11 protein-coding genes are annotated in these 13,877 nt (G+C 33.6%); 8 read left to right on the top strand and 3 right to left on the bottom strand.

Going from position 1 to position 13,877, the window contains the following annotated elements; all coding sequences use genetic code 11:
* Positions 1-319 precede the first annotated feature (319 nt).
* The 4 genes from J8281_RS18565 (at position 320) to J8281_RS18580 (ending at position 3,808) form a co-directional block, all read left to right on the top strand.
* Positions 320-811: an RNA polymerase sigma factor gene (locus J8281_RS18565; protein ID WP_210199165.1), complete on the top strand. Its 492-nt coding sequence runs from the start codon at positions 320-322 to the stop codon at positions 809-811.
* Entirely contained in the window at positions 795-1,400 is a 606-nt protein-coding gene (locus J8281_RS18570) for a hypothetical protein (RefSeq protein ID WP_210199166.1), read from the top strand. Before J8281_RS18565 ends, J8281_RS18570 begins: the two co-directional genes overlap by 17 nt.
* Positions 1,384-2,772 (top strand): hypothetical protein, encoded by a 1,389-nt coding sequence (locus J8281_RS18575; protein ID WP_210199167.1) that lies wholly within the window; start codon positions 1,384-1,386, stop codon positions 2,770-2,772. The genes J8281_RS18570 and J8281_RS18575 overlap by 17 nt, the downstream gene beginning before the upstream one ends.
* A gap of 391 nt (positions 2,773-3,163) precedes the next feature.
* Complete coding sequence (locus J8281_RS18580) at positions 3,164-3,808, top strand: hypothetical protein (protein ID WP_210199168.1); 645 nt, start codon at positions 3,164-3,166, stop codon at positions 3,806-3,808.
* Between the two features lie 255 nt (positions 3,809-4,063).
* Here J8281_RS18580 and J8281_RS18585 read toward each other — a convergent pair whose 3' ends face one another.
* Together J8281_RS18585 and J8281_RS18590 are read right to left on the bottom strand one after the other, a co-directional pair.
* Positions 4,064-5,824 (bottom strand): ABC transporter ATP-binding protein, encoded by a 1,761-nt coding sequence (locus J8281_RS18585; RefSeq protein ID WP_210199169.1) that lies wholly within the window; start codon positions 5,822-5,824, stop codon positions 4,064-4,066.
* 78 nt (positions 5,825-5,902) lie between these two features.
* On the bottom strand, positions 5,903-7,258 hold the full coding sequence (locus J8281_RS18590; RefSeq protein WP_210199170.1) for a DEAD/DEAH box helicase: 1,356 nt from the start codon (positions 7,256-7,258) through the stop codon (positions 5,903-5,905).
* Between the two features lie 612 nt (positions 7,259-7,870).
* On the opposite strand from J8281_RS18590, the gene J8281_RS18595 reads away from it, so the two are divergent.
* On the top strand, positions 7,871-8,449 hold the full coding sequence (locus J8281_RS18595) for a hypothetical protein (protein ID WP_210199171.1): 579 nt from the start codon (positions 7,871-7,873) through the stop codon (positions 8,447-8,449).
* Between the two features lie 121 nt (positions 8,450-8,570).
* On the opposite strand, the gene J8281_RS18600 is transcribed toward J8281_RS18595, so the two are convergent.
* A complete protein-coding gene (locus tag J8281_RS18600; RefSeq protein WP_210199172.1) occupies positions 8,571-10,652 on the bottom strand; it encodes a prolyl oligopeptidase family serine peptidase in 2,082 nt (693 codons plus the stop codon).
* Positions 10,653-11,009: 357 nt separating this feature from the next.
* Between J8281_RS18600 and J8281_RS18605 the strand changes: the two genes are divergently transcribed.
* The 3 genes from J8281_RS18605 (at position 11,010) to pabB (ending at position 13,873) form a co-directional block, all read left to right on the top strand.
* Positions 11,010-11,882, top strand: a complete 873-nt coding sequence (locus J8281_RS18605) for a hypothetical protein (protein ID WP_210199173.1) — start codon at positions 11,010-11,012, stop codon at positions 11,880-11,882.
* Between the two features lie 122 nt (positions 11,883-12,004).
* A complete protein-coding gene (locus J8281_RS18610; protein WP_210199174.1) occupies positions 12,005-12,538 on the top strand; it encodes an NADPH-dependent FMN reductase in 534 nt (177 codons plus the stop codon).
* A gap of 9 nt (positions 12,539-12,547) precedes the next feature.
* A complete protein-coding gene (gene pabB, locus J8281_RS18615; protein WP_210199175.1) occupies positions 12,548-13,873 on the top strand; it encodes an aminodeoxychorismate synthase component I in 1,326 nt (441 codons plus the stop codon).
* The last annotated feature ends 4 nt before the right edge of the window (positions 13,874-13,877 follow it).

Consider the following 13,877-nt stretch of genomic DNA (forward strand, 5'->3'; position numbering starts at 1 on the left):
ATCTATAAAAAGGGCAATCATTAGTTTGTTTGGTTAAAGACCTCAAACTGATCGTGTACACATAGAATAAAGAATGAAATTCTATTTTAATAATGCTATGACGAAACCTATTATATCTCCTGATGCATCTACATGGTAGTACAACAAGATGAGTTTTAAATTTTGATATTTTTATCGATAAATTTGCAACAAGTGCCAAGATATCACGTCTATATAAAAAAGATGATGCAATCAATGCTATTCACTAACCGTAAGTAAAATAAGTTTGTTACAGAGCGAGCTCATAGAAAAATGTAGGACTAACGATCGTAGAGCCCAAATGAAGCTGTATAATAAATACTGCGATGGGATGTATTATGTCGCGTTACGATTTTTAAAAGATCCTTTCGAGGCTGAAGAGGCTATGCAGGAATCTTTTATCAAAGCCTTTACCAGGCTTCATCAATTTACAGGAGATGTGACATTTGGTGCTTGGCTCAAACGAATCGTAATCAATAAGAGTATTGATATGTTGAAAGCAAAGAAAATGAATATGGTAGCGATTAATGAACAAGTAATGAGTACGGTAGAAGAACAAAATGATTGGTCGGTATCTGATACTGTTACTGTAGAAGAGGTTAAAAAAGCAATAGAAAAATTACCAGAGAAATATAGATATGCCGTGATGTTGTTTCTTATAGAAGGATATGATCACAATGAAATAAGCGAGATATTAGACATTACCCCTGTAGCTTCAAGAACATTAGTACATAGAGGTAAGAAACAACTGCAAGAACAATTAAAATATTTAAGAGATGGCACAGGATATTAGAGAACTTCTAAAACAGGATCGGCAAATTCCTGTAGAAAGAATACGAGAGGGGCACAAACAGAGATTTAAATTACGATTAGAAAAAGAGCTTCCTAAAAAGACAACTACTTTTACTTATAATTGGTTAAAGGTGGCAGCAAGTATCATTGTGATTTTTTCTGTTTCTATGCTTGCCTATACAAAATTGGGAAGTACAAACGCTCAGGTTGATCAACTCGTAGAAAATTCAACAGTAAAAAATGCTACCGTAACGATGAATAAACAATCATCTACGTTGGCAGAGATATCTCCAGAGTATGAAGAGGTAGAAAATACAATTTTAACAAGTATTAAATTTCAATTATCAAGTATAAAAGTAAACGATACCAATAGAGAGCTAGTAGAAAGTTTTAAAACTCGATTAGATAATTTAGATAAAGAGTATCAAAGATTGAATACAGAGTTGATTCAGGTCGGGCCCAATGTACAAAGTGTAGAAGCAATGATGGAAAATTTGACAATTCGACTATCTCTTTTAAGCAGACTAAAAGACAAATTAAAAGAATTGGAGAGCATTGAAAATGAAATTTATAATGAAGTACAAGCTTAGTTTTACAATTACAATAGTAAGTGTATTTTGCTATACTGGCTTGCTGGCGCAGGATCAACAAAGCAAGTTAAATGAAAAGATTACGGTGAACAGAGATGTTGTTGTTCGCCTTAATACGAGTCATACTAATGTAATTTTTGAAACTTGGAATAAGAATACTGTAGAAATCAACGCGTACTTAGAGGGGGATCTGACCAATGATACTAGTAAACATATTCTAGATAGCTGGCAGGTAAATGTAGTAGGCGATAGTAATGAGATTACTATTAACTCTGCTGCTGGTAATCTATGGAGAAGAGATGTTACAGCTTCTAATATTAAGGTAACCAAAGACAATCTTGAAGATTTAAGAAGATTGAGCCCCCTGATTGCGAATATGCTTAGCCCGCTTATAAAAAATATTGAAAAAAACCCCATGCCCAATACACTTACCCAAAATCGGTCAAATGTTAACTACGGCGCCGCTAATTCAAATAAAGGTGAAGAAAAGTATGTCGAGCAATGGGAAAATCAAATTCGAGAAAAATTTAGCGATGATTTAGAGAAATCAAAACAAAAATGGGCATTACAGCTTCAAGAAGAGCATTCGAATATAGTTGCAGGGCAAATGGAAATTCGTTTAGAAACATCTTGGGGAGCGCAGTATGAAAAGCAAATGAACACTTGGGCAGCTCAACTTACAAAGGATATAAATAATCAACAAAAAGGTGTGGCCAATGTGACTTTTTATCAATACCGCTCCAATAATAACAAAACTACTTCTCATAAGGTGAGTAAAGTGATCAAGGTGTATATGCCAAAAGCTGCACAATTAAAGCTTAATATACGTCACGGAGATGTGCAATTGGCAGAGCGATCTACCAATGTAATAGCTTCTTTATCTCACACAAAACTTTCTGCAAAAGTTATAGATGGAGATCAAACATTTATTAAAGCTTCCTATTCACCTGTTTTCGTTCGACAATGGGATGATGGGAAACTTGTTGTAAACTATGTTAAAAATTGTAGGATACAAACAGCCAACAATCTTCTTGTTAATTCAGATTCGAGTAACATTTATATCCAACAGTTGAATCAAAATGGAGCAATTTCGGGAAGTTTTGGGGTTATTACTATAGAGAATTTGGGAGCATCATTTTCTACCTTGGATTTAGTTGTTCGAAATAGCGATTTCCATTTAAAATTACCTGAAACCGCTTTAAATCTCTCATATAGTGGCGCTCAAAGCCTTATTTCTTTACCTAAAACTATGCAAATAAGCTCAAGAAGAAATTTTGGGAATGTATTTATCAATGGTTTTCAAAAGACTCGTAGTACTGATAAAATGATAACTATTAATGCAAAATATAGCGAAGTGGTACTTAGTAAATAGTACGCTAGTTTTTACTATAATAAGTGTAGTGTTAATTTTAGAAGAGCCTTATTGATTCATGAATAAGGCTCTTTTAGTATTCAATACTATCTTAGATTAGTAAGTTTTTAGTAATAAAAAGTAAGAATTTTTTTAAAATATATATTTTCATCTATGTAATTAGTCTTTTTGTCTATATTTATTTACTTGATTTTATATAAAATATTGATTTATAGAGTTTTGATTATTTTTTTGTGCAGATTTTAACAATTATTATGTTCTTTATCGAATATCGCAAACATTTGATCTAAAAGTCTGACTTATAGTTTGTAAAACTATAAATTAACCTTATTCTTGTGCGGTAAAACCATAAAAATTATATCAAAAACCTATACCAAACAGCCCTAGAATAATGAAATCAATTCTATATTTTTTAAGTCTTTTTCTAATCATGAAATGTTTCGCCAACAGTAATGATGAAACATTGGTCGTAGAAAAAGATGGATTCGTAGTCGAGGTCGTCGATTTCGAGGATGGAGATAAAATCAAATTATTTGAAATCGAAACCGGGGATCATATTTTATCAAAAACACACGCACAGATAGATTTAAGCCAATTACCGGTGGGCTCCTATTTGTTGGAGAATAACGAAGGAAAATCTGTAGTAATCGATAGGTTAGAAAAAGATCTGCGAGTAGATGGTGCTATTAGTGCCATCCATAACGACTTTTTATTAGAACAAGATAGTAAAAGATCTTTGATACCTGCTAACATAAATGTTGAACAAGAATTTATTCAATATTATGAAAATTCTGAGACCGATCTTTTAGAGATAGAAAGAGAGGGAGATTTGATCACTGTAGTTAATTTTGAAGAAGGTGATAAAATTAAATTGTTTGAGGTTAAAAATACGGTTCATGTATTATCTAAAACCTCAAATTTTGTAGATTTAAGTCAATTACCTGCAGGTGTATATGTTTTAGAAAACAATAAAGGAGAATCTGTAGTTGTTGAAAAGCTTTCAGCTCAAAACGCCTCTTTCGCGGCAGACGAGTAACAGGTACAAGTTAAAATAAATTGATCACCTATCTTCTATCTAAGGGGGTAGGTTTTTTTATTGTAAACTACCGAAAAGTAAATCTCACAGGATTTAGATCTCAATTATCGAATGAATTTATTTGCAGATTATAAAAGAATTAGAATAGTAGCCATAAAATAAAAACTGATCAAACGAATAGTAATATAACTTTTAATGTGAGAGCATAGCGGTTACATGCGTTCTTAATTTTTTAGAAAGAATTGCATTTTAATTTTAAATCCTAGCCTGATACGTATAAAGATCAAAGTACCTGCCTTTTGCTGCAATAAGTTGATCATGGTTGCCACGCTCTGTAATACGCCCTGATTCTATAACCAGTATTTGATCTGCTCTTTTTATGGTACTTAATCTGTGGGCAATGACAAAAGTTGTTCTACCTTTCATTAATTCACTTAAGCTTTTTTGAATTAATGCTTCGCTTTCTGTATCCAGGTTAGAAGTAGCTTCGTCGAGAATAATAACTTTTGGATCTGCAAGTATTGCTCTGGCAATGGCAATACGTTGTCTTTGTCCTCCAGATAATTTAACACCTCGTTCACCAATCAGTGTATCTAACCCGTCATCAAATCGATCTGTAAATTCGTTAACATAAGCAGCGTTTACTGCTTGTAAAAGTTGGTGATCGCTAGCATTGGGCCTTGGAAAAAGTATATTTTCCCGTATGGTTCCTTCGAATAAAAAATCATCTTGTAATACAACACCTAGATGGCGCCTGTAGCTATGTAATTTAACTTTAGAAATATCATGTCCATCAATAGTAATTTGTCCGGATTCAGGATTTAGAAATGTTGCTGCCAAACCTGCAATGGTTGATTTACCAGATCCAGAGCTTCCTACCAGAGCAGTTACAGATCCAGATGAAGCACTAAAACTAATATTATGCAACACCTCTTTTTCTGCTTCGTAAGAAAAAGAAACGTTATCAAAAATAATAGTTCCTTTTATATGATCTAGTGCGATGGTACGATCTTCTATTTCCTCTTCCGGAGTCATATTCATTAATTCTTCGGTACGATCTAACCCGGCTAGTGCTTCAGTGAGTTGGCTACCGATATTACTCATTTGTACTATAGGGGCAATCATGAATCCAAGTAAGAGGGTAAACGATAAAAAATCTCCTACGGTAAGCTCATCAATCATGATTTTATAGCCTCCGATACCCATGATTCCTGTTGAAGCGATGCCTAATAAAAATGTAGAAGAACTAGTCATTAATGCAGTGGCGGTTAAACTTTTCTTCACATTCTGAAATAAACGATCAACACCTTCTTCAAAAGTTTTATTTTCTTGAGATTCTGCATTAAATCCTTTAATTACACGCACTCCGGCAAGAGTTTCTGTAAGCCTTCCTTTCACTTCAGCATTAATAACACCCCGCTTTCTAAAAATTGGTCTTATATAGGTAAAAGCTTTTAAAGCAACTAACCCAAACACTGAAACAGGAAGTAAAACAAACAACGTCATCGACAAACTGATACGAATTAATAAAACCAAGGATATAATTGCAGTAATGGTGCCTCCAACCAACTGTACTAATCCTGTACCCATAAGATTTCTAACTCCTTCTACATCACTCATAATACGGGATACTAATGCTCCTGATTTTGTGTTGTCAAAAAAGCTTATAGGTAAAGAGAGTACTTTCTTTTGAACTTCTGCCCTTAGTTCAGAAATTAAGAATTGTGCCTGTACACTTAGAATTCTAGTGAGTAGAAAAGAAGTAATCGCCTGTATAAATATAGCCAGACCCACACCCACCAAAAGCCATTTTAACATTTGATAGTCTTTTTTGGCAATTACATCATCCATAAGATATTTGCTGGCAACGGGTAATACCAAACTTGCCAAACGACTTAGCACAATTAATAACAAACCTATAAATACCAAATGACGTCTTGGCCAGATTATGGTTTTAAATGCTTGGCCGATAGTTACTTTGGATTTGTGTTCTTGTTTGGTGTGAGGCTTTTTCATGAATGGGTATTGGCGAACAGAGGCAGGGGTTTAGTAAAAGTTATATCAACTTCCTTTATGCCAGGTTTACATGTGTTCTTATTTCTTTCTTCTCTTTTTATGTTTCAAATTAAAGGTCTTATCTCCCTTAGTTTTTGGTTTTTTATATTTTTTTTTAATCTCTCTTTTATATCTTCCGCCAAGGTTTACCTTTTTATTTTTTTCTTTTTTTTCATGAAAGGCAGGCCCTATTTCATCATCATGCTTATTAGGATTGTAAATTTCTTTAACCTTTGGTTGTTCTTCGGGAGTTAATTCTGTAGCAGTTTCTACAGTATCAGGAAACGCTAGCTGTTCAATTTTCATTTCCATCAAGGTTTCAATCTCTCTAAGATATTCTCGTTCTTTTTCGGTAGTGAGTACTATAGCAATACCTTGTTTTTGAGCTCGACCCGTTCTGCCAATACGGTGCATATAATTTTCGGGGTACTCAGGAGTATCTACATTGATCACATGCGTTATATCATCTATATCTAGTCCTCTGGCCATAACATCGGTGGCAATTAATATTCGATGCTCTCCGGTTTCAAACTGCTCGATACTACGCAAACGATAATTTTGTGTTTTATTGGAGTGTATGACCGCGCATTGATCTGTAAACGTTCTTTCAAACCGTTCAAATAAACGATCTGCCATACGTTTGTTAGCAACAAAAAGTAACACCTTGCTATATTCTTTTTCGTTTTGAAGCATGTGTACTAGAAGGTTCACCTTACTATAGAAATTTGGTACATCGTATCTATATTGTTTTATATTGTCGAGTGGGGTTCCGCTTTTGGCAATAGATATTTTTTGAGGATTAACAAATATCTCCGTAAGTAAAAGTTCTACTTCTGCAGTCATGGTTGCAGAAAACATAATATTTTGTCGCTGCCGCGGAAGAATATCAAAAATATTCATGAGTTGATGCCTAAATCCAAGATCCATCATGACATCTACTTCATCTATAATCAATTTCTGGATCGATTTAAGTTGTACAGCTTTACTCACTGCCAGGTCGTAAAGACGACCTGGTGTCGCCACAACAACGTCTAAACCTTGAGAAACTACCTTTTTTTGAGTGTTGATATTGGTACCGCCATATACTCCTGCAATTCGAACGTTACTATAGGTTGTAAGTTTTTCTATGTCTTTAACCACCTGTAATACCAGTTCTCTTGTTGGCACCAAAACTAAAACTCTTGGATTTTGTTGTACCGAGTATTTCAATGTTCGTAAAACAGGTAACATATACCCATATGTTTTACCCGTTCCGGTTTGTGCGATGCCCACGATATCTTTACCCGACATGATGGGTGAAAACGCCTTTTGTTGAATAGGAGTGGGGGTAGTATATCCCAGATCATCTAAGGCATTAATAAGTTGCGTACTTAAATTTAAATCACGAAAAGTCAAAAGATCAATTTTTGTGACACAAAGGTAGGTTTATTTTTGGGATAGTGCTGTGGCATGCTCGTGATATCTTACGCTGCTGTAACGCTCAAATTATAAGTTGAATCTATCTCTAAAAAATTAAAACTATCTATTTAAATTAAAAAGAGTACTATGAGCTTCGTAAAAACGACAATCCATAAAAAAACAAGTGAAACGAATAGTAAAAAAAATAATGTGAGAGCGTGGCGGTTACATACATTCTCAATTTTTTAATTATTTCGTTTTAAACATTTATAAACATATAAATGTATGAAATGAAAAAACCTGAAACTTATGCTTACACTCAATATCATTATGTTGATAGTAGCATTATACACTTTTATATCATTATACGAACCTTCACTTTTACATTTTTTAGATAGTAATTAACTATCAATTTGATCGAAACGCTACGTCACATCGAGTGATCCGACGGTAGGAGGATTGTATCGAGATGTATTATGAAAATGAAAAGACCGTAAATTAAAATATCAAAAGGTTCTCGATACATATGATCAGCCAGTATTCTGTCCATTCATTTGCACTCAACACTTATTATTCAGATATTTATCATCAACCATTTTTCACACAACGATGACAAATACGCTTAACGATACATATAAATTTGAACTACGCTTTGCTTCAACAAAAGAAATTGAATCTTTGATAGAATTCCTCGCTGAAAACAACTTTAAAGATCGCTTTTTTAATAAAGAAATTGATATAAGACAAATTGTTAAAGAAAGAAACGATTTTGTAAAAAAAGAGAGAGCTATTATACAAAACCTGGTAGGCGATAAAGTAATGGTACAGGATTTTAATACATACAACATATCAATTTATGTCTACAACTACATTCAGGAATTTGAAGAACACAAAATAACATCTATAACCGCTAGAGTACTCAAAACACCTAAGGGTATGATGATTCTAAAAAATGATGATGTCATCTTTGATCTGGAACACATAGAAAATTTCACTGTTAATCGAAGTGACACGAGTAAAGGAAGACCAAATAAACCTACTGACAGGTCGATCCAAAAAACCTTAGAGATTAACGAATTTATAAGAACCAATTCAAATAAAAATATTGCTGCTATTTGTAAAAACTTTGGTATCAGTAAAGCTACGTATTACCGTGTAATAAAGTGGTTGGAGGTAAGAAATGTTTAAAAACTACACTTACGGTGTTTATTTAGGGAGATTTTGATAATAGGATTTTCAACAGAATATATACATAATACTTAAGCTTTAATTGTGAATCAAGAAGGTTAATATTGTCCTATATTTTAAATTATTCAGGCTGATAATCGGGGTGACCGGTTTGCCAGAGAATAAAAGTGTAAAAATCAGCGTATTTCTGATACATTTTCATTTTGTTGTTACCTGTACTATGCCCAGATTCAAAATCTACGGAAAATAGAACTGGCTTATTTGATATGGTAGCTTCTTGAAGCCTTGCTACAAACTTTGCAGGACTCCAAACAGGAACTCTATAATCATTATATGAAGATGCTATTAGAACTGCAGGATAACGGGTATTGTCTTCAATATTATGGTATGAATCCATTTCTAGAAGTGCTCTGAATTCGATAGAATCTTTTACAGAACCAAATTCTTTTACACTATTACTTCCATTAGAACCAATTTCAGAACGAATCATATTCATCGAAGGGACATCACCGATGGCTACTCTATATAAATCAGGTCTCTCTGTAATAGCTCTACCCATTAATATTCCACCGGCGCTACTTCCTAAAATGGCAGTTTTATCTTTTGAAGTATATCCTTTATTAATAAGATATTCCGTACAAGCAATAACATCTTTCCAGGTATTGGGTTTTGCAGTTTTATACCCATCCTCATACCAATCATTTCCTTTTTCACCACCTCCTCGAACGTGAGCATAGACCAAAATACCTCCTTCTTTTAACCACGTAATAGTTGATGGATAAAACGTAGGTTTTATCGAAGATCCATAGGAACCATAACCTCTAATCAATGTAGGATTAGAACCATCCATTTTTATACCGGCATTATGAATTATAGATAAAGGAACCATAGTGCCATCATGGGATTCAATTTCTAATTCCTTTACTTGTATATCACCAAAAGTATTTGAAATATTATTTGTTGAAATATCATTGGGTATAAATCTATTGTCCCTAAAATCATAAAGATATCTCTTAAACGGGCTGGTCCATCCTGTGGTAATTACTTGTAAGTATGTACTATGTAATCCATCGGAATGTATAATTACTCTTCCTGAAATCTGTGGTAATTCGATTTCAGTTTCTTTATTATTAGAAAAACGGAATAATCTCTCAAGAACTCCATTTTTTAACGTTGTATAAAACAATCCATGATTTGTGTAAGCCATACTTGTGATCACCTCGTTTTTCTTTTCGGGGATCATTGTGATTGGGTTTGCAAAATTGGGTTTTTTTAGAGATGTTTTACAGATTTTAAAATTCGAAGCTCCTTTTGAGGTTAAAAATAGAATTGAATCTTCTTTATAAATATGCTTTTTAATTTTTTCTTGTTTAGAGAATAAAAATTTCCAGTTGATTTTAGAATTGTTTAGTTCGTTAATATTCGCATAATAAGTATCGGCATATGGAGTAGGGCCCGCAACAATCCCAGAGAGGTACTGGTCATCTCTTTGGTTATAAGAAACAATAGGAAAATCCTCAGGTTTAAGGTTTAGCTCGGGATGTGTCGCTCTTGAAAATAGTATTTTATGATTCTTACTTGCGATAGTATATAATATTGCTTTTGTATTATGAAAATAGCTCGAATCATTATTTTTAAACTTTGGAGTACGTTGGTAAATAAACCCTGAATTATCTGATAACCATCGTATTCCTTCAAGTGATGCGGGCGCTGCATTCGAACTAATATCAAATATTTTCTTTTTTGTTTTCAGATCTATTAGCATAAGTTCAGAGATTTCTTTTCCGGGCTTACTAAGGCTAACTACAATCTGATTTCCATCCCAATCTGGTCTTATATAATTAATTTTACAATCAGTTCCATTTTTGTAGGTAGAGGGATCAAAAACCAAAGAATCTTTTACTTCATAACTAGATCTAAAATATAGCTTGCTATACTTTTCATCAAACCTCTGTTTTAAGAAGAAATATGTACCATTCGCTGTTCTTCTTTGCCAAGAGATTTTAAATTCTTGATTTTTGTCGAATTGTTTTTGAAATGCTATTAATTGTTCTCTTTTATTATTGAGTTTATTTAGAGTCTTTTCTGCTAAACTATCCTGTCTGTTCAACCAATTAATCACATTTGGATCTTTCAAATTCTCTAAATCTCTAAATTTATCTATGATATCCAAACCATGGTAATTAGTAGTCGCGTAATTCATATTAATTTTAGGATAGTTATATTCTATGGACTTCTTGCATGAAGAAATAATTGAGAGATTAAAAATTACAATCATCCAATACTTACTATTAAGTTGAATTCTTAACGCATCGAAATAAAACATATAGATTGGGAATAATTAGTGATATCGTTGTTTTACTAAAATTAGTTAAATAATAAAGATAATGAAGCCCTTAAACTTCTTTTTAGTTAGCATCGTTGTAATAATTTCAAAAACAAAAAGCTTACCCTTTTCTATTTCAAATAAATTTTGAAGTGCCAAATTATAAGTTGAACCCTTTTTGGGTGGAGTTCACTGTATTTTCGAATATCAATTAACATACAAATCATAATACTGATGAAAAACATAATGAAAATGTTAACCCTATTACGAAAACAACAACTAATCGAAACAGTTTTAAATTTAAAAGTACTATTATTTTTCTTGCCTTTGGTTTTTATGAATTGTAGCGACGACTCGTCTGAAGAGCAGACGCCAGGCGAAGGTACAGATACTGAAGTTGAAATTGAGATCGAAGATTTTGAAAATTTTGAAGAGGATACGAAATTTAGAGAATATGTAGAGCAGTTTACACTCACTATAAGTAAAATCAAAGATCCTGAGAAGGTGTTAGAGCTTTTGGAAAATAAAAAAGCAAACGATAATGCAAAAGACGCTCAACTAATCGAACTTGCTTTAGCTTTGGGGTTTGAAGGAGTCGAACAAATGAATGTTGAGTACGAAAAGCTCGATAAAGCATGGGATAGACTAGCATTACGATTTGATCTTCAAAATCAAAGTTCTTATGTAATCGACAATTTAATGTTTAGAACTTTAATTGGTTTTCGTTATAGAGAAAGAGTGAATGCCCCTCAATCTGGAAAAGATGACCTCAGTGATTTAACTAATGAAGAAGTACACTGCTATTACGAAGTATGTGGTGCAGGTTTGATCGAAGACCATCAACCTTATAGTGAAGCTTTAGAAGAATGTGATAGATTAAAAGATACTGAGGTTGAATATCAAAAATGTAGAGACAGGATTAGACAAAAATTCTCTGCACAACTTCGACAAGCCGAGGTTAATATGGCTTGCTGTTTAAAAAATGTTTGCAAATTAGAATATCCTATGTTAGCAGGTGAACCTCCTTTTGATTATAGTCAGTGTTTGACAGGACCAGGAGGACCGGGAGATCCAGACATACCTATTTCTATAGTACACCAACCATAGTTAGTTCTTATCTAAATATAGATCAAACTGGGTTAAACAGCTGTTAGTATCAGAACTGACAGCTATTTTTTTGTTAAGTAATTGAGTGAATTTAGCTATTTTTGAAACTCAATATCGTGTTAATGAAAAAAATCCTGGCCTTTGCGGGCTCAAATAGTAGTACATCAATCAACCAAAAATTGGTGACTTATATTGCTTCAGAATTAAAGGATCACAAAGTTTCGGTTCTCCATTTGGTCAACTATGACATGCCCATGTATAGTGAGGATGAAGAAAAAAAAGGCTTTCCTGCTATGGTGATGGGACTCAAACAAGAAATCTCAGAAGTTGATGCTTTAATCATTTCACTTAGTGAACATAATGGTAGTTGGAGTGCTTTTTTTAAGAATATTGTAGACTGGTTATCACGTTTGGATCGCAATTTTTTGGCAGGGAAGAAAATCTTACTTACTAGTACTTCTCCCGGTAAAAGAGGGGGGATGAGCGCATTAGAGCATGCAAAACTTATTTTGCCACGGTTTGGAGCAGATATTGTAGAAAGTTTTAGCTTTCCTTCGTTTTACGAAAATTTTTCTGAAGAAACCTATACGTTAACCAATGAAACCTTAGAATTGGGGTTAAAACAGGTGCTAAGCACTTTTGCGCATCAAGTCTAAGGTGAATAGATGCGAAGTGTTAAGAAGTATACCATAGAAAACCCATCAGAGTTGAAAAATCAATTGCTGCATTGGGCGCAACAATTTGAAGATGTAGTGTGGTTAGATTCAAATCAATATACACAGCGTTATTCCAGTTACGATGCTGTATTAGCGGTAGATGCCTTTACAGCTATTAAAACTGATGTACATGATGCTTTTGAAACACTGAAAGCATATCAAGAGCAAGCTACAGATTGGATTTTTGGCTATTTATCCTATGATCTTAAAAATGATATCGAGACACTATCATCTTCAAATCTTGATCAACTTCACGTTCCGGATCTGTATTTTTTTCAGCCTAAAAAACTTTTTCTGTTAAAAAATGACACTTTAGAAGTACACTATTTAAACGTAGTTGACGATGAGAGGGAAGAGGATCTGGCACATATCAAAACTATCTCTCAAACAGGCGATAGCTCTAGTCGTGAAAAATCTACAAATGGTCGTATAAAAATAAGCGCACGCATCACCAAAGATGAATATGAAAAAAAGGTCAATACAATGTTGACTCATATTTATCGAGGTGATATATACGAGGCCAATTTTTGTCAGGAGTTTTATGCAGAAGATAGCTACATTGATCCGTTGCAAACGTATGCTCGTTTAAATGAAATTTCGGTATCACCGTTTTCAGCATTTCTTAAAATAAATGATCTGTATGTATTATCAGCGTCTCCCGAAAGATATTTGCGAAAAGAGGGGCGAAAAATTATTTCACAACCTATTAAAGGCACTGCAAAACGATCAAAAGACAAAATACATGATCAAAAGTTGGCATTTGATTTGCGAAATGATCCCAAAGAACGCTCAGAGAATGTGATGATTGTTGATTTGGTGCGTAATGATTTATCACGTACTGCAGAGAAAGGATCTGTACATGTAGAAGAGCTTTGTAACATATATAGCTTTGAGCAGGTACACCAAATGATTTCTACAGTAGTATCGACAATTAGTGATAAAATTGCACCTGTAGACGTGATAAAAACCACATTTCCTATGGGTAGTATGACCGGTGCGCCTAAAATTTCTGCGATGCAAATAATTGAAAAGTTAGAAGCTTCAAAAAGAGGGTTGTACAGTGGTGCTGTAGGATATTTTACGCCTAAAGGTGATTTTGATTTTAATGTAGTGATACGAAGTATTTTGTACAACAAAGCTAAAAGATATACCTCATATACCGTAGGAAGTGCGATAACGGCAAAGTCAAATCCGGACAAGGAATATGAAGAATGCTTGCTCAAAGCAAAAGCAATGCGCCAGGTGTTGGAAGAAGTTGCTAGGATTGAGGATTGAGGTG

The organism is Aquimarina sp. U1-2 (assembly GCF_017897595.1).
Classification (GTDB): Bacteria; Bacteroidota; Bacteroidia; order Flavobacteriales; family Flavobacteriaceae; genus Aquimarina.

Excerpts from the sequence above, each read along its gene's own strand:
- J8281_RS18565 (WP_210199165.1), top strand. The coding sequence starts at position 320 with ATGAAGCTGTATAATAAATACTGCGATGGGATGTATTATGTCGCGTTA.
- J8281_RS18570 (WP_210199166.1), top strand. The coding sequence starts at position 795 with ATGGCACAGGATATTAGAGAACTTCTAAAACAGGATCGGCAAATTCCT.
- J8281_RS18575 (WP_210199167.1), top strand. The coding sequence starts at position 1,384 with ATGAAGTACAAGCTTAGTTTTACAATTACAATAGTAAGTGTATTTTGC.
- J8281_RS18580 (WP_210199168.1), top strand. The coding sequence starts at position 3,164 with ATGAAATCAATTCTATATTTTTTAAGTCTTTTTCTAATCATGAAATGT.
- J8281_RS18585 (WP_210199169.1), bottom strand. The coding sequence starts at position 5,824 with ATGAAAAAGCCTCACACCAAACAAGAACACAAATCCAAAGTAACTATC.
- J8281_RS18595 (WP_210199171.1), top strand. The coding sequence starts at position 7,871 with ATGACAAATACGCTTAACGATACATATAAATTTGAACTACGCTTTGCT.
- J8281_RS18600 (WP_210199172.1), bottom strand. The coding sequence starts at position 10,652 with ATGAATTACGCGACTACTAATTACCATGGTTTGGATATCATAGATAAA.
- J8281_RS18605 (WP_210199173.1), top strand. The coding sequence starts at position 11,010 with ATGAAAAACATAATGAAAATGTTAACCCTATTACGAAAACAACAACTA.
- J8281_RS18610 (WP_210199174.1), top strand. The coding sequence starts at position 12,005 with ATGAAAAAAATCCTGGCCTTTGCGGGCTCAAATAGTAGTACATCAATC.
- pabB (WP_210199175.1), top strand. The coding sequence starts at position 12,548 with ATGCGAAGTGTTAAGAAGTATACCATAGAAAACCCATCAGAGTTGAAA.